This is a genomic window from Luteimonas sp. MJ250, from assembly GCF_039548455.1.
GTDB lineage: Bacteria > Pseudomonadota > Gammaproteobacteria > Xanthomonadales > Xanthomonadaceae > Luteimonas.
The window spans coordinates 117,178-131,405 of sequence record NZ_JBCLVB010000015.1 but is presented as its reverse complement, the minus strand read 5'-3'; the positions used below and the strand labels follow the sequence as shown (position 1 = coordinate 131,405).

Annotated in this window: 16 protein-coding genes; 10 read left to right on the top strand and 6 right to left on the bottom strand. The window is 72.5% G+C overall.

The features are described from left to right. The first annotated feature begins 167 nt into the window (after nucleotides 1-167). From WCE37_RS13205 to WCE37_RS13190, 4 genes are all read left to right on the top strand, one after another. Complete coding sequence (locus tag WCE37_RS13205; protein WP_343279764.1) at nucleotides 168-1,319, top strand: ATP-binding protein; 1,152 nt, start codon at nucleotides 168-170, stop codon at nucleotides 1,317-1,319. Then, the gene (ntrC, locus tag WCE37_RS13200) at nucleotides 1,306-2,748 is read left to right on the top strand and encodes a nitrogen regulation protein NR(I) (protein ID WP_343279763.1); all 1,443 of its coding nucleotides are present in this window, start codon (nucleotides 1,306-1,308) and stop codon (nucleotides 2,746-2,748) included. Before WCE37_RS13205 ends, ntrC begins: the two co-directional genes overlap by 14 nt. Nucleotides 2,749-2,819: 71 nt before the next feature. Continuing rightward, nucleotides 2,820-3,356: a superoxide dismutase family protein gene (locus tag WCE37_RS13195; RefSeq protein WP_343279762.1), complete on the top strand. Its 537-nt coding sequence runs from the start codon at nucleotides 2,820-2,822 to the stop codon at nucleotides 3,354-3,356. Between the two features lie 16 nt (nucleotides 3,357-3,372). Further along, nucleotides 3,373-4,005, top strand: a complete 633-nt coding sequence (locus WCE37_RS13190) for a superoxide dismutase family protein (RefSeq protein WP_343279761.1) — start codon at nucleotides 3,373-3,375, stop codon at nucleotides 4,003-4,005. A gap of 1 nt (nucleotide 4,006) precedes the next feature. Here the strand turns inward: WCE37_RS13190 and WCE37_RS13185 are convergent, their stop codons facing one another. Next, on the bottom strand, nucleotides 4,007-4,930 hold the full coding sequence (locus WCE37_RS13185) for a hypothetical protein (RefSeq protein WP_343279760.1): 924 nt from the start codon (nucleotides 4,928-4,930) through the stop codon (nucleotides 4,007-4,009). 78 nt (nucleotides 4,931-5,008) lie between these two features. Here WCE37_RS13185 and WCE37_RS13180 point away from each other — a divergent pair, with 78 nt between their 5' ends. Continuing rightward, nucleotides 5,009-6,286 carry an acetyl-CoA C-acetyltransferase gene (locus tag WCE37_RS13180; protein WP_343279759.1) on the top strand — a complete coding sequence of 426 codons (1,278 nt, stop codon included), beginning with the start codon at nucleotides 5,009-5,011 and terminating at the stop codon, nucleotides 6,284-6,286. 12 nt (nucleotides 6,287-6,298) lie between these two features. On the opposite strand, the gene WCE37_RS13175 is transcribed toward WCE37_RS13180, so the two are convergent. From WCE37_RS13175 to WCE37_RS13165, 3 genes are all read right to left on the bottom strand, one after another. Next, nucleotides 6,299-7,594, bottom strand: coding sequence for a heme biosynthesis HemY N-terminal domain-containing protein (locus WCE37_RS13175; RefSeq protein ID WP_343279758.1), 1,296 nt, complete (start codon nucleotides 7,592-7,594; stop codon nucleotides 6,299-6,301). A gap of 82 nt (nucleotides 7,595-7,676) precedes the next feature. Continuing rightward, on the bottom strand, nucleotides 7,677-8,732 hold the full coding sequence (locus WCE37_RS13170; protein ID WP_343279757.1) for a uroporphyrinogen-III C-methyltransferase: 1,056 nt from the start codon (nucleotides 8,730-8,732) through the stop codon (nucleotides 7,677-7,679). A 32-nt stretch (nucleotides 8,733-8,764) separates the two neighbouring features. Next, the gene (locus WCE37_RS13165) at nucleotides 8,765-9,541 is read right to left on the bottom strand and encodes a uroporphyrinogen-III synthase (protein WP_343279756.1); all 777 of its coding nucleotides are present in this window, start codon (nucleotides 9,539-9,541) and stop codon (nucleotides 8,765-8,767) included. A 70-nt stretch (nucleotides 9,542-9,611) separates the two neighbouring features. Here WCE37_RS13165 and WCE37_RS13160 point away from each other — a divergent pair, with 70 nt between their 5' ends. The 5 genes from WCE37_RS13160 to WCE37_RS13140 all read left to right on the top strand — a co-directional run bounded on the left by WCE37_RS13160 (nucleotide 9,612) and on the right by WCE37_RS13140 (nucleotide 12,717). Beyond that, a complete protein-coding gene (locus WCE37_RS13160) occupies nucleotides 9,612-10,070 on the top strand; it encodes a YiiD C-terminal domain-containing protein (RefSeq protein ID WP_343256068.1) in 459 nt (152 codons plus the stop codon). Nucleotides 10,071-10,101: 31 nt separating this feature from the next. Further along, nucleotides 10,102-10,536, top strand: a complete 435-nt coding sequence (locus WCE37_RS13155; protein ID WP_343279755.1) for a hypothetical protein — start codon at nucleotides 10,102-10,104, stop codon at nucleotides 10,534-10,536. A 90-nt stretch (nucleotides 10,537-10,626) separates the two neighbouring features. Beyond that, complete coding sequence (locus WCE37_RS13150) at nucleotides 10,627-11,067, top strand: rhodanese-like domain-containing protein (RefSeq protein ID WP_343256070.1); 441 nt, start codon at nucleotides 10,627-10,629, stop codon at nucleotides 11,065-11,067. Between the two features lie 57 nt (nucleotides 11,068-11,124). Beyond that, complete coding sequence (secB, locus tag WCE37_RS13145) at nucleotides 11,125-11,670, top strand: protein-export chaperone SecB (protein ID WP_343279754.1); 546 nt, start codon at nucleotides 11,125-11,127, stop codon at nucleotides 11,668-11,670. 21 nt (nucleotides 11,671-11,691) lie between these two features. Beyond that, nucleotides 11,692-12,717: an NAD(P)H-dependent glycerol-3-phosphate dehydrogenase gene (locus WCE37_RS13140; RefSeq protein ID WP_343279842.1), complete on the top strand. Its 1,026-nt coding sequence runs from the start codon at nucleotides 11,692-11,694 to the stop codon at nucleotides 12,715-12,717. Nucleotides 12,718-12,837: 120 nt separating this feature from the next. Here WCE37_RS13140 and WCE37_RS13135 read toward each other — a convergent pair whose 3' ends face one another. After that, the gene (locus WCE37_RS13135) at nucleotides 12,838-13,404 is read right to left on the bottom strand and encodes a diffusible signal factor-reguated Ax21 faimly protein (RefSeq protein ID WP_343279753.1); all 567 of its coding nucleotides are present in this window, start codon (nucleotides 13,402-13,404) and stop codon (nucleotides 12,838-12,840) included. Between the two features lie 204 nt (nucleotides 13,405-13,608). Next, on the bottom strand, nucleotides 13,609-14,223 hold the full coding sequence (locus tag WCE37_RS13130) for an alkaline phosphatase (protein WP_343279752.1): 615 nt from the start codon (nucleotides 14,221-14,223) through the stop codon (nucleotides 13,609-13,611). Nucleotides 14,224-14,228: the final 5 nt, after the last annotated feature.

Sequence of the window (14,228 nt, the reverse complement as noted above, 5' to 3'; positions counted from 1 at the left end):
CCCTGCGCCGGCGTGCCGAGCGGGCGAAATTCGGACGGCACCCCCCACCGGGCCGAGGCCATGCGGGTGCGCGGGTACGAGGGTTGCATCGCCGGCCCGGGGGCTCAATACGGGGTAACCCCATGCGCCGCTGTCGCGAAGCCGGCTTCTTGCACTAGATTGGTGCAATGTCGCTGCCCGCCCACGACTTCGAATCGCTCAGTACGCCGGTCCTGGTCGCCGCCGGCGATGGGACCGTGATCGCCGCCAATGCCGCCTGCGCGCAGTGGCTGGTGGTCAGTGCGCGGCGCCTGGCGGGCGTGCCGCTGGCCTCGCTGGAGTTCGAGGGCGAGGCCCTGGCGCGCGCGCTGGAGGCCGCGGAGCCGCGCGAGTCCAGGCGCCTGCAGCGGCTGGCACTGGCCGTGCCCGGCGCCGCGCCCCGCTTCGCGGACGCGTGGCTGGGACCGCACGGCAGTGGCTGGCTGCTGGAGCTGCATCCGGTGGACGAATTCCCCGGTGGTGACCCGGTCGCGGCGCTGCCGCTGGCACTGTCGGCGGCGTTCAGGGGCCTGGCGCATGAGCTGCGCAACCCGCTTGCGGGCCTGAAGGGTGCCGCCCAGCTGCTGGCGCGCCGCATGCCCGGCGACGACGCTTCGGCGCGGGAACTGCTGGACCTGGTCGATTCCGAGGTCGCACGCCTGGCGCAGCTGGTCGACCGCATGCTTGACCCGGCGCCGCCGGTGCCGCACGCGTCGCTCAACGTGCACGCGGTGCTTGAGCGCGTGCTGCGCCTGGCCGAGGCCGACGCCGGTTGGGCGGTGAAGCTGGTGCGTGACTACGACCCCAGCCTCCCGGAATTCGAAGGCGGCCATGACCGCCTGGTGCAGGCAGTGTGGAACCTGGTGCGCAACGCGATCGAGGCCGGGGCGGGGGAAGTGACGCTGCGAACCCGGGCCGAGCACGGGGTACGCATCGGCAGCGAACTGTATCCGCTGGCGCTGCGCCTGGACATCGTCGACGACGGTCGCGGGGTGCCCGACGAGCTGGCCGAGCAGGTGTTCGTGCCGCTGGTCTCCGGCCGTGCCGAGGGCAGCGGCCTGGGCCTGGCGCTGGCGCAGCAGGTGGCGCGCGAGCATCGCGGCAGCCTCGCCTATCGTTCGCGCCCGGGACATACGGTATTCACGCTGCTGTTGCCGTATCCGCCGGTGCCCGCAGCCGGTGCGGACGCCGCCGGCGGAACTGTAGCCGGAGCTTCGAAGGATGGGGTGGAGAGGGCCGGTGCAGACGTGAGCGCGAATGCGAATGCGGAAAAACAGGAGGCCCGCGATGACAGGCAGTGACGGCGCACGTATCTGGGTGGTCGATGACGACCGCGCGGTCCGCTTCGTGCTCGCCACGGCGCTGCGCGATGCCGGCTACGAAGTCACCGGCTTCGAATCGGCCGCTGACGTGCTGTCCACCCTCGATCGCGGTGCCGCGCCACCGCGGCTGCTGTTCACCGACGTGCGCATGCCCGGAGACGACGGCCTGCGCCTGCTCGACGCGCTCAGGCAACGGCTGCCGGGGCTGCCGGTGGTGGTGATGAGTGTCTACACCGACATCGCCAGCACCGCGGGCGCGTTCCGCGGCGGCGCCCGCGATTTCCTGCCCAAGCCCTTCGACCTCGACGACGCGGTGGCGCTGGCGGCGCGCGCGCTGGGCGCCGGCGATACGCCCGTCGATGGCCGGGGGCGCGACACCGGCGGCGGGGAAGCCGCGGCCGACGACGACGCGCTGGTCGGTGACGCACCCGCGATGCAACAGCTGTTCCGCGCCATCGGCCGGCTGGCGCAGGCGCCGCTGTCGGTGCTCATCACCGGCGAGACCGGCACCGGCAAGGAGCTGGTGGCGCGCGCGCTGCATCGTGAATCGCCGCGTGCGCGCATGCCCCTGGTCGCGCTCAATACCGCGGCGATCCCGTCGGAGCTGCTGGAGAGCGAACTGTTCGGCCACGAGGCCGGCGCCTTCACCGGCGCGAGCCGGCGCCACCTCGGCCGCTTCGAACAGGCCGACCGTGGCACGCTCTTCCTCGACGAGATCGGCGACATGCCGCTGCCGCTGCAGACGCGCCTGCTGCGGGTGCTGGCCGAGGGCGAGTTCTTCCGCGTCGGTGGCCGCGAGCTGATCCGGGTCGACGTGCGTGTGGTCGCCGCGACCCACCAGGACCTGGAAGCGAAGGTGCGCGACGGCGGCTTCCGCGCCGACCTGCTGCATCGCCTTGACGTGGTGCGCATGCGCCTGCCGCCGCTGCGCGAGCGCCGCGAGGACATCCCGCGGCTGGCCGAACGCTTCCTGCAGCGCGCGGCGCGGCGCTTCGCAGCGCCGGTGAAGCGGCTCGCGCCCACGGCGCTGCAGCGCATGCAGGCGCACTCCTGGCCCGGCAACGTGCGCGAGCTGGAGAACCTGTGCTGGCGGATGGCCGCGCTGGCGTCGGGTGACGTGGTGGAGATCGCTGACCTCGACGAGGCGTGGGGGTCGCATGGTGGGCACGGCGACGCTGCGCCGGGCGGCGAAGACGACTGGGAGGCCGCGCTGCGCGGCTGGACGCGGGCGCGGCTGGCCGCCGGCGCCGAGGGCATCCACGCCGATGCCCGCGAACGTCTGGACCGGGTGCTGCTGGAAACCGCGCTCGACCAGGCGGACGGCCGCCGCAGCGAGGCCGCCGCGGCCCTCGGCATCGGACGCAACACGCTCACCCGCAAGCTCGGCGCCCGCCGTCCCCGGTCCTGAACGCCGGGATCACGCACCCCATACCCGCCGGGCGCTACGCTATCGCGCTCGCCCATTCATCGATGAGCCGAATGCGTCGCCTGACCGCCCTTATCTTCGCCACCGGAGTGCTCGCCGGCTGTGCCGGTGCGCCAAGCGCGACGCGCGAGCCGCCCCCGCCTCCGCCGCGGGCAGACGCCGGAACGGCTGCCAGCGCGCACGCCAACCTCACCGCGGCCTCGGCGACGCTGGCGAGCGGCCGCATCGTGCTGCGCGCCGAGCCGGGCGGGGTTCGTCTGTCGGGCGACGTCGGCGGCCTGAGCCGCAACGGCGCCCACGTGCTGCAGGTGCACGCGCGCGGCGACTGCAGCGCGATCGACGCATCCAGCGCCGGTCCCTGGTTCGATGCCAGCGGCAGCGGCGCGCTGGACGGCGGCAGCGACCGCATCGTCGCCAACGAGCGCGGCGTGGCCCATGTCGACCAGCTGGTCCCGGGGGCCGTGCTCGGCGGCGCCGCGGCCAACGACATCGCCGGCCGTTCGCTGGTGGTGCTGGGCTCCACCGCCGGCGCCACCGGTGCGCGGATCGCCTGCGGCGTCATCACCATTGCGCCCCCGGGCGCACCATAGGAAAGGAGTGCCACCCATGCGTACGATCCCCATGACCCTGCTTGCCGCCTCGCTCGCCCTCGGACTTGCCGCCTGCAGCGAACGCCAGGACGGCTACGACGACGCCGCGACCCCGCCGGCCGCCACCGAGGCGCCGGCCGCGCCGGTCGCGCCCAGCACCCCGGCCGCGACCGCCGACATGACCACCACGCCGGCCGCCGGCACGATGGCGATCCTGGCGGCGACCGAGGGCAATTCGGTGACCGGCGAGATCACCTTCGCGGCCGTCGACGGCGGCGTCGCCATCACCGGCCAGGTCAACGGCCTGTCGCCCAATACCGAGCACGGCTTCCACGTGCACGAGACCGGCGACTGCAGCGCGCCGGACGGCACCAGCGCCGGCGGCCATTTCAATCCGACCGACAGCGCCCACGGCCGCGTCAGCGCCGGCGAGCACCATGTCGGCGACACCGACAACATCAGGGCCGACGACACCGGCGTGGCCAGGGTCGACACCCGCCTGGACGGCGCCACGCTGGCCGATGGCGCGCCGACCGACGTTCTCGGCCGCGCGGTGATCGTGCACGCCGATCCCGACGACTACGCCACCCAGCCCACCGGCAATGCCGGCGCGCGCCTGGCCTGCGGCGTGATCACCCAGGCGATGTGATTCAGCGCGCGGGCGGGGCCTCGAGCTCCGCCCGCGCGTCGCCCTGGCAGTGGATGAACTCCACGGCCACGCCGTGCGCGCGCAGCAGGCTGGTGAACTGGCGCTGGCGGGCTTCGAAATGCGCGTACAGGCGCGCAAGGCCGGTTTGCGCCTGGTCGCTGTCTCCGGTCGCCGGTGCATGCGGTGCGTAGCGCGCGCGCCAGGCGGCGGGCTTGAACATCGCCATCCGCACGATGCCATCGGCGTAGCGCAGCAGGGGCTCCGGCGGTGCGTCGAGCCAGGCCTCGCGGGCGGGCGACAGCAGGGCGGCTTCCAGCAGCGGCCACAGCGGCGCCAGGCCGGCATGCTCGTACTGCATCGCGGTCAGCGCACACAGGTCGTGCACGGTGAGGTGGCGCGCGTGCTCCACGCGCATGCCGAAGGCGTCCTGCATCGCCAGCGCGGCGCCGGCGCCGGCCATGCCTTCTTCCATCAGGTCGGCTTCGCAGCGGGCCGCAACGCGCGCGACCGTGGCCGGGTCGCCATCAAGCACATAGGGCAGCAGCCGCAGCGGGCCGCCGGAATACTCCGGTGCGCGCGACAGCGCGCCGGGCAGCCGGCCTTCGTGGCTGCCGAACGCGAGGATGCGTGGCCCACCACCGGGCGCGCGCGGGGCCTTGGCCGCCAGTTGCCACAGCTCCTGGTGCAGCGGCCAGCCCGGGCGCAGCAGCTCCACCGGATCGAAGTGCGCCGCGACCAGGGTGCAGTCGAGGCTGGCGGCTTCCGGTGCGAATTTCGCCAGGTCGGCGGCGACCAGCGCGGCGAGGTCGCCGGCACCGGCCTGCGCCACCGCATCGCGCGCGGCGCGGCTGCCCGGCACGAGTTCAAGTGCCAGCGCGCCAAGCACGCGGCTGGTCCGGGGAGTGTTCTCTGCGGTCGTGTTCATTGGCCCTGCGCATGGGCGGCGCTAAACTCGCTGCCATTATGCCTGCCACGGTCGGTGGGCAGACTGCGAGGTCCCCAGATGCTGCATGGTCGCCCGGTCGCCGTCCTCGGCGGTGTTCGCATTCCCTTTTGCCGCCAGAACACGGCCTATGCCGATGTCGGCAACCTCGGCATGTCCGTGCGCACCCTGGGCGCGCTGGTGGAGAAGTTCGGCCTCCACGGCCAGCGCCTGGGCGAGGTCGCGATGGGCGCGGTGATCAAGCATTCCAGCGACTGGAACCTCGGCCGCGAGGCGGCGCTGTCGTCGGGACTGTCGGCGTTGACGCCGGGCATCACCCTGCAGCGCGCCTGCGGCACCTCGCTGGATTCGATCATCACCATCGGCAACAGGATTGCCGCCGGGCAGATCGACAGCGGCATCGGCGGCGGCAGCGACACCACTTCCGACGTTCCGATCGTGTACGGCAAGTCGCTGCGCCGGCGCCTGCTCGCGGCGAACGCGGCGAAGACCACCAAGGACAAGCTGGCGCAGTTCAGTGGCTTCCGCCCGGGCGAACTCAAGCCCGACTTCCCCGGCGTGGCCGAGCCGCGCACCGGCAAGTCGATGGGCGAGCATTGCGAGGACATGGCCAAGGAGTGGAGCATCTCGCGCGACTCGCAGGACGAGCTCGCGGTGGCCTCGCACCACAAGCTGGCCGCGGCCTACGAGCGCGGCTTCTTCGATGACCTGGTCGTGGCCTTCCGCGGCGTCTCGCGCGACAACGTGCTGCGCGCCGACACGTCGCTGGAAAAGCTGGCCACGCTCAAGCCGGCCTTCGATCGCAGTTCCGGGCTTGGCACGCTCACGGCCGGCAACTCCACCCCGCTCACCGACGGCGCCGCCGCCTGTCTGCTGTCGACCGACGAATGGGCCGCCGCGCACGGACACGAGGTGCTGTGCCACGTCCGCGACGCACACGTGGCCGCGGTCGATTTCGTGCACGGCGAAGGCCTGCTGATGGCGCCGACGGTCGCGGTCGCCGAGATGCTCGCGCGCAACGGCCTCACGCTGCAGGATTTCGACATCTACGAGATCCACGAGGCCTTTGCCGCCCAGGTGCTGTGCACGTTGCGCGCCTGGGAGAGCGAGGACTACTGCCGCAGCCGCCTGGGCCTGGATGCGCCGCTGGGCCGGATTGATCCGGCGAAGATCAACCCCGTCGGCTCATCGCTGGCCACCGGCCACCCGTTCGCCGCCACCGGCGCGCGCGTGGTGGCGACCGCGGCCCGCCAGCTGCAGGAGCGCGGCGGCGGCCGCGCACTGATTTCAATCTGCACCGCCGGCGGCATGGGCGTTGTCGCGATCCTCGAGCGCTGAGCCACCCGCAGCTCAATCGCGGATGCGGGGGAACCCGTGCTCGTCGCGATCGTCGATCGCGGTGCGGTCATCGATGACGACGCGGTCCGCGCCCGCCACGCGCTCATCCCGCATGGCCTGGATGTCCTGCTGCGGTGCATGGCCCGGCATCGGCTCGGTGGCCTCGCCGCGCAGCGCGCGCAGCGTGTTGGCATAGGCGATCCGCGCGCGGGCGTCATCGCCCATCGCGGCGTGACCGTCGCCAAGCTGTTCCCAGGCTTCCGCGCCAGCACCCTGGGCCAGGGCCCGGTGCAGGTGGTCCTCGGCCCGTGGCCACTCGCCGCGGGCGCGCGCCAGTCGCGCCAGGGTCAGCAGCAGGGCGGGGCTGCCGGGATGCTGCTGCAGCCAGCGGCTGGCGTGGGCCTCGCGATGTTCGACGCGATCGATGGGCAGGCGGCCGTAGCACGCGGCCAGGCTTTCGTCCCAGCGCGTGTCCAGCGCGTGCTCGATGCTTGAGGTGGCGGCGTCTTCCCAGCGCAGCGCGGCGGCGCGCTCGGCGTAGGCGGACACCACCGCGGGCTCGGCGCGCAGCGCCTTGGGCACGCTTTCCCAGCGATCGGCCAGGGCGTTGGCATCCGACGCCTCGGCCAGGGCCTGTGCCGCCCAGGCGCGCTCGCGCTCGGCCAGGGCCGCCTCCGGCAGCGCCTGCTGCTGGCGAAGGGCGCCGAGCAGGGCATAGGCATCGCCCGCCTGGCGTGAGGTGGCCAGGGCGTCGGCGCGCAGGGCGAGCCCGCGCGGCGACAGCGGCTGCGCAGCGGGGTCGTCCAGCGCGACCAGGGCGTCGGTGGGGCGGTGTTCGGCCAGCGCCAGTTCGGCGCGACCGATGGCCCGGGTCAGGGCGTGGCGGGTGTCGATCGCATCAAGATGGCTGCGCGCTGCGGCGTGGTCGCCGCGGGCCATGGCGGATCGCGCGGCGGCAAGGCGTGCGACCGCGGCATCGCTGTCGTCGCCGGCCTGCGGCAGCAGCTTCTCGGCGCGCGCGTAGTGGCCCTGGTGCAGCGCCTCGAGGCCGGAGCCCAGGCGGGCGCGCGACTGCTGCTCGCGGCGGCGGCGGAAGGCGCGCAGCGGCAGCGCCACCAGCGACCACAGCAGCCACAGCGCGAACAGTCCCGCGACCACGGCCACCGAGACCCAGAGCAGGTTGGTGGTGTAATCCCAGCCGCGGTAGCGCACCAGCACGTAGCCGGGGTCCTGGGCCAGGAGGTGCCAGGCCAGGGCGCCGATGATCGCCAGCAGGATCCAGACAAGCAGGGTGCGGAAGAGGTTCATGGCGGGTCTCCAGATGCTGGCGCCACCGTAGCCCCGCCGGTGTCGCGACCGTGTTCATGTCGCTGCGCGTGGGGTAGCCGGCTCAGCGGGGCAGGTCCGGGGCGGCGTCCGGGAATGCGCCCGGCGCTGCGCCCGGCACCGCGGCTGCATCATTGCCGCGGAGCCTCCGCAGCTGTTCCAGCGACGTCCCGAGCTCGGGCAGGGCCAGGGTGAGCGGCTGCGCGGCCATCGCCTCGAGCTCGCGCGCCAACGCGTCGCGCGCCGGCGAACCGGGTCGGAGCCGCGGCAGCCACGCCGATGCGCGTGCCAGCGCGGCGGCATGGCCGTCCGCGTCCCGGCGCTCGGCGGCGGTGCGCGCGAGCGTGAGTTCCAGACGCAGGGCGGCATGGCCCGCGGCCTGTTCGCCTGAGTCCACGGCCAGGCGATCCTCGCTGGGGCGCACCGCGACGATGCGTCGTGCCAGGCGTCGCCACCACGGCGCGCCGCTGCCGTTCGCGGTCTCCGCCTCCTCCGCCTCGGAAACCCCCGTCGGGCCGGCGTCGAAACCGGCTTCGAAGGCATCGATGCGCATGATGGCGCGGACCCGCGGATCCTCGCCCAGGGCATCGAGCATGGCCCGCTCCTGGACCAGCGCCTGGCGCAGGTCGATGTCGCCGGGGGCGGCCAACGAATCGGCCAGGCGCGCGGCCAGGGCGTAGGCACGGCGGGCGCCACCGAGGTCGGCCGCCACCAGCAGGCGCTGCTGGCCCTGGGCAAGCAGCAGCTCGATTTCATCCATGCGCAGCGCCCGGGCGGCGTCGTGCGCCGGGTCGGCCAGCCGCTGCACGCTGTCTTCGAGCAGGGCTGCGCGCTGGCCCATCGCCAGCAGCTCGTCGCGCAGCAGGCGATTGGTGGCTTCGGACTGCTGCATGCGCTTGCCCTGGGCCTGCTGGTTGTCGCGCATGATCGCGACCCGCTGCGTGAGGGCGTCCAGGCGCAGGGCCTCCTCTGCGTCCGCCGCGCGGCGGGCTTCGGTCTCCGCCTGCCAGGCGCGCCAGCCCAGGGCGCCGGCGATCGGCACCATGACGAGCAGCAGCAGCCAGGCAAAGCCGGAGGTGCGGCGCCGCGGTGCGGGCGCAGGGGGCTGGGGCAGGTTCACGGTGCGCGGGAGGGGGTGGCGGAGCGTCTATGTTAGGGCTTTGCCGCCGCTCCGACGCAGGCTGCAAGCATCGCTGAAGGCCGTGCGCTGGACGCGACCGCGGCCACCTGCAGGCCATGTTCGCGGGCAAGGTCGCCAAGGCGCTCGCTGGCTGCGACCACCGGCGTGGCGCGCAGCCGCGCCAGCGCGTCGCCAGCCACTGAGGAAAGCACGTGTTCCAGGGCCTCGCCGCTGCTCAGCAGCAGCCATGCCGGCGCGGCCAGCGCGCGCAGCGCGGCCAGTGACCGCGGCGAAGGCATGACAGGCACGCGCTCGTAGACGTTCGCGCGCAGTACGCGCGCACCGCGTCCGGCGAGGGTGGCGGCGATCACGCCGCGGCCGCCCGGTGCGGTCACCAGGCCGACGTCGAACCCGCGCACTTCGCGGAGCGCGGGCATGGCCAGCAGGCCTTCGCTGTCCATCCGCTCCGGCGAGGGGATGTCGCCGGCGCCGGCCTGGGCAAGCGCCAGCGCCGAGCCTGCGCCGACCGCGACCCAGGCCTGCCCGGGCCTTGGCCGCAGTGGTTCGAGCGCCGCTGCGGAGGTGACCGCGGCAGGGCTGGTGAACACCACGCGCGGTGCCGCCAGCGCGCGGCGCAGGCCGGTGCGCGCGTGGTCATCATCGAGCCGCGCGATGCGCCACGGCGACAGCGCGAGCGTGCGCGCGCCCAGCGCGGCCGCGGCGCGGCGCACGGGCTGGTGGCCACCGACCGGGCGCAGCGAGATGACGTAGCATCCGGTCAGTGGCCCGGTGGAGGCGTGCGCAGGCATCGCGCAAGCTTGGTGCCTCGCGCCGGCGCCGGCAAGGCGCCGGTCCCGCAACCCCGTATGGAACGGCTGCATGCAAGTGGATGACGAACTCCGCGCGCTGGATGCGCACTACCGATCGATGCCGCCGGTTGCGGCCATGGACATCACCATCGCCGGCCGCGAGGGCGACACGCTCGCCCTGCGCGCGCCGCTGGCGCTCAACGTCAACGACAAGGGCTGCGCCTTCGGCGGCAGCCTGGTGTCGCTGATGACGCTGGCCGGCTGGGGCCTGGTGACGCTGCGCTGCCGGCAGCTGGGCATCGCCGCCGACGTCTACGTGGCCGACAGCGAGATCCGCTACCTGGCGCCGCTGTACACCGACCTGCAGGCCACCGCGGCGCTTGCCGACGGCAGCGGCTGGGCACCGTTCGACGCGGCCCTGCGCAGCCGCGGGCGCGCACGGGTGCGCATCGCCGCCCGCGTGCCGCTTCCCGACGGCGGCATCGCCACCACCCTGCGCGCGGGTTACGCCGCCATCGCCAAGGGGTAGCATGGCCACCGACGTTCCGCGGACACTGCCCATGCGACTGACGCGCCACCGAACCGCCCTCGCTTTCATCCTGCTGATTGCCTGCGCGCTGCTGCTGCCGGCCTGCGCCAGCGGTGCCGGCAAGGGCGAGGCCCTGCATCGCGCCCAGTACGCCTGGTCGGCGGCCATCCGCTGGGGCGACTTCGAAGGGGCGTGGAACCTGGTCGATCCCGACGTCCGCGAACAGCACCCGCTGAGCGAGCTTGAACTCGAGCGCTACAAGCAGGTCCAGGTCTCGCACTACCGGGAAATGGGCGCGGCGCAGGTGGCGGGCGACACCGCCCTGCGCGACATCGACATCGGCGTGATCAACCGCCACACCATGGCCGAACGCGGCATGCGCTACCAGGAAGCCTGGCGCTACGACGAAGAAGCCCGCACCTGGTGGATCACCGGCGGCCTGCCGGACTTCTGGCGCGGGCAATAGCACGGCCGGCGGCGGGGGCCGCCGACGCGGCTTTGCGCCACCGCCGGCGCTGGGCCACAATCGCTGCCCGCCGCCAAGCAGCCAAGCACCGTGAATCCTGAAGAACTGTGGGCCTTCCTGGGCCGCAACCCCATGCTTTCGCTGGCCTTCGCCGGCATCCTGGTGGCCCTGGTCTATACCGAAGTCGCGCGCCTGTTCCGCGGCTTCAAGAGCCTGCGCCCGGCCGAGCTGACCGCGCTGATCAATCGTGAAAACGCGCTGGTGGTCGACCTGCGCCCGGCGGCGGAATTCGAGAAGGGGCATATCCCGGGCTCGAAGAACGTGCAGATGGCCCAGTTCGATCCCGAGAACAAGGCGCTCGCCGGCGCGAAGGCGCTGCCGGTGGTGGCCGTGTGCAAGGCCGGGATGACCGCGATGGATGCCGCCAAGCGCCTGCGCAAGGCCGGCTTCGAGCGGGTCCATGTGCTCGACGGCGGCATCGGCGCCTGGCAGCAGGCGGACCTTCCGCTGGCCAAGGGGCGCGGCAAGTAGCCGCGACCGACGTGCGATAATCCCCGTCTTAACCGAATTCCGCTGGAGTTGACCCAGATGTCCGAGCAAGAAGCCACGAACGCGAACGGCGCCGCCGGTGCCGTTCCCGAGCAGCCCGCGGGCGCGCAGTTCACCGTCGATAAGATCTACGTCAAGGACGTCTCGTTCGAATCGCCGAAGTCTCCGCAGACGTTTTCCGAGCAGGGCCAGCCGCAGCTGCAGATGAACCTCAACCAGCGCGTCAACCGCATCGGCGACGCTGCCTTCGAAGTGGTGCTGGGCATCAACCTGACCTGCAAGCTGGGCGAAGACCAGGTCATCTACCTGGTCGAAGTGCAGCAGGCCGGCCTGTTCAACATGTCCGGCTTCGACGAGCAGTCGCTGGACGCGATGCTCGGCACGCACTGCCCGGCGATCCTGTATCCGTATGCGCGCCAGCTCGTCGGCAGCCTGATCCAGGCGGGCGGCTTTGCTCCGTTCGTGCTGCAGCCGATCAACTTCGACGCGCTGTATGCCGAGGGCCTGCGCCAGCGCGCCGCCCAGCAGGCGCAGCAGCCGGCCGGCACCGACCTGGCCAGCAGCGAGACCGGCGGCAACGCCTGACCCGTGGTGACGCAGCCTTACATCGCACCGCCGGGCAAGCCGGCGGTCGCGGTGCTCGGCGCCGGCTCCTGGGGCACGGCGCTCGCGGCGCTGACTGCGCGCCACGGCCACGCGACCCGGCTCTGGGGGCGTGACGCCGAGGTCGCGGCGGCGGTCGACTCGCGACACGAGAACCCGCGCTACCTTCCGGGCATCGCGCTGCCGGAGTCGCTGCGCGCAAGCACCGACCTCGCCACGGTGCTGGCCGGCGCCGACCTGGTGCTGGTGGTGGTGCCGTCGCATGCCTTCGCCGAAACCCTGCGCGCACTGGCGCCGCTGCGTCCCGCGCACGCCGGCGTGGCCTGGGCGACCAAGGGCTTCGAGCCCGGGTCCGGGCGCTTCCTGCACGAGGTGGCCGGCGAGGTGCTGGGCGCCGACGTGCCCCTGGCCGTGGTCACGGGACCCTCGTTCGCGAAGGAAGTCGCCGCCGGCCAGCCGACCGCGGTCACCGTGCACGGCGATGACGAGGCCTTTGCGCAGGCGGTCGCCGACATCCTGCATGGCCCCGCGTTCCGCGCCTACACCGGCAACGACATGCGCGGCGCCGAACTCGGCGGCGCGATGAAGAACGTGCTGGCGGTCGCCACCGGCGTCGCCGACGGCATGGGCCTGGGCCTCAACGCCCGCGCCGGCCTGATCACCCGCGGCCTGAACGAGATGCTGCGCCTGAACATCGCCATCGGCGGCCGGCCTGAAACCCTGATGGGCCTGGCCGGGCTTGGCGACCTGGTGCTGACCTGCACCGGCGACCTGTCGCGCAACCGTCGCCTGGGCCTGGCCCTGGGCCGTGGCCAGAGCCTGGACGATGCCGTGCGCGAGATCGGCCAGGTGGTGGAATCACTGCAGACCGCCGACGAAGTGATGCGCCAGGCCGAAGCGCACGGCGTCGAGCTGCCGATCTCGGTCAATGTCCGCGCCGTGCTGCATGGCGACATCACGCCTGCCGAAGGCCTTGCGCGGCTGCTGGCGCGCGAGCAGAAGGCCGAGTACGCGGGCAAGCTCATCTGAGCGCCGGCCGCCCCGCATGCGGGCGCGCAAAAAAAGAGACCCCGGCCTTTCGGCCGGGGTCAGCAACGCGGATCGGGGAGAGAGTCGGGCCGCGGTGTGTCTGTCTTGCGGGACGCGCGCTTACCAGCGGAAGCGCGGACCCACGAACCACTCGGTGACGTCGCCGTTGAACTTGACGTCGCCGTTGAGGCCCCAGTTGGCGTTGAAGGCCACGTTGGCGCCCAGGCGACCGTAGAAGTCGCCGTCGATGCCGCCGTCGTAGTCCTCGTAGCCGACCAGCGCGTAGCCGTCGAAGTTGTTGGCAAGCAGGCCGCGCACGCCGACCTCGGTGCTCCAGCCGTCGAAGTCCAGGTCGTTGCCGAGCACGGTGCCGGCGTCGAGCTTCTGATAGGCGACGCGGGCCAGCAGGTCGGCGCGCGGCGAGATCTCGAGGTTGTAGCCGAGGCCGATGTTGTACTGGTCGACGTCGAAGCGGGTGTTGTCGATCTCCTGGCTGCCGAAGCCGCCGAAGACGTGGAAATTGTCGTGGAACGCGAACGAACCGCGCGCCGCGTAGCCGTCGGCGTCAAGGTCGCCGTTGGAAGCCACATAGCCGGCTTCAAGGTAGTTGTAGGAGACGCCTTCGGCCGCGTTTGCGGCGAACGGAGCTGTTGCCGCCAGTGCAATGGCGATCAGGGTGCGCTTCATCAGGGGGAAGTCCTCTGTTTGTTCTGGTTCTGCGAAGAGGACCGGCCACGGGAAGCAGGGGAGGGAGAGAACCGATCGGGGAAATCGGATACCGCCCGTGGCCGGTAGACGCATTCTGCCGATGCGGGGACAACGTCACCTGAATAATGAACCCGGGAGTGCAGGAACTTTTCCGGATCCGCCTGGACCTCCGGCCGGCCTCAGTCAGTGTCCCAGCCCCAGGCCCCCAGTGCCGGCCGCGGCGAGCTGGCTGCCGATCTTCTCGCGCCCGGAGCCGATCAGCACGTCGACACCGTCGCCGTAGCGCGGCGAGAACGCCTGCGGGAAGATCTCGCCCCACTTGCCGCGGTCGTTCGAGTGCGCATAGGTCGCGGCCGGCGTGGCATCGGCGACCGACTGCGTGCTGACCACCCCGGTGCGCAGGCCGCGCTCCTCGGCGTATTCGAGCAGGGTCCTGGTCGGCGTGCCGTCCTTCTCGCGACGCACGGCATCGGGACCCTGGCTGATGACGCCGTTGCGCGTCTTCACGCCGGTCATGATCGACGACATGCCGTTGGCCGAATCGGACACCCATTTATCCACCGGGCTGGTGTCGCTCAGGCCGAGGTGCGGCCAGCCCTGGATGTGCAGCTTCAGCGGCTCGCCGTAGCCGTGCAGGCTGGCACCGTGGAGGGTGGAGACGCCGGCGGCGTCGGCCAGGAAGACGATGACGTTCTTTGCCCGGGCTTCGCCGGCATCGTGCGCGGACGCGGCGTGGGGAAGGGACAGCATCGTGACCAGCGCGGCAGCGAACAGCGGACGGGGGGAAGAAGGTTTCATTGATC

What these genes read in the sequence shown, in the direction of transcription:
- WCE37_RS13180 (WP_343279759.1), top strand. Translation starts at nt 5,009, where the DNA reads ATGCTGCATGGTCGCCCGGTCGCCGTCCTCGGCGGTGTTCGCATTCCC.
- WCE37_RS13190 (WP_343279761.1), top strand. Translation starts at nt 3,373, where the DNA reads ATGCGTACGATCCCCATGACCCTGCTTGCCGCCTCGCTCGCCCTCGGA.
- WCE37_RS13160 (WP_343256068.1), top strand. Translation starts at nt 9,612, where the DNA reads ATGCAAGTGGATGACGAACTCCGCGCGCTGGATGCGCACTACCGATCG.
- WCE37_RS13175 (WP_343279758.1), bottom strand. Translation starts at nt 7,594, where the DNA reads ATGAACCTCTTCCGCACCCTGCTTGTCTGGATCCTGCTGGCGATCATC.
- WCE37_RS13205 (WP_343279764.1), top strand. Translation starts at nt 168, where the DNA reads ATGTCGCTGCCCGCCCACGACTTCGAATCGCTCAGTACGCCGGTCCTG.
- WCE37_RS13195 (WP_343279762.1), top strand. Translation starts at nt 2,820, where the DNA reads ATGCGTCGCCTGACCGCCCTTATCTTCGCCACCGGAGTGCTCGCCGGC.
- WCE37_RS13135 (WP_343279753.1), bottom strand. Translation starts at nt 13,404, where the DNA reads ATGAAGCGCACCCTGATCGCCATTGCACTGGCGGCAACAGCTCCGTTC.
- WCE37_RS13130 (WP_343279752.1), bottom strand. Translation starts at nt 14,223, where the DNA reads ATGAAACCTTCTTCCCCCCGTCCGCTGTTCGCTGCCGCGCTGGTCACG.
- WCE37_RS13165 (WP_343279756.1), bottom strand. Translation starts at nt 9,541, where the DNA reads ATGCCTGCGCACGCCTCCACCGGGCCACTGACCGGATGCTACGTCATC.
- secB (WP_343279754.1), top strand. Translation starts at nt 11,125, where the DNA reads ATGTCCGAGCAAGAAGCCACGAACGCGAACGGCGCCGCCGGTGCCGTT.
- WCE37_RS13155 (WP_343279755.1), top strand. Translation starts at nt 10,102, where the DNA reads ATGCGACTGACGCGCCACCGAACCGCCCTCGCTTTCATCCTGCTGATT.
- WCE37_RS13185 (WP_343279760.1), bottom strand. Translation starts at nt 4,930, where the DNA reads ATGAACACGACCGCAGAGAACACTCCCCGGACCAGCCGCGTGCTTGGC.
- ntrC (WP_343279763.1), top strand. Translation starts at nt 1,306, where the DNA reads ATGACAGGCAGTGACGGCGCACGTATCTGGGTGGTCGATGACGACCGC.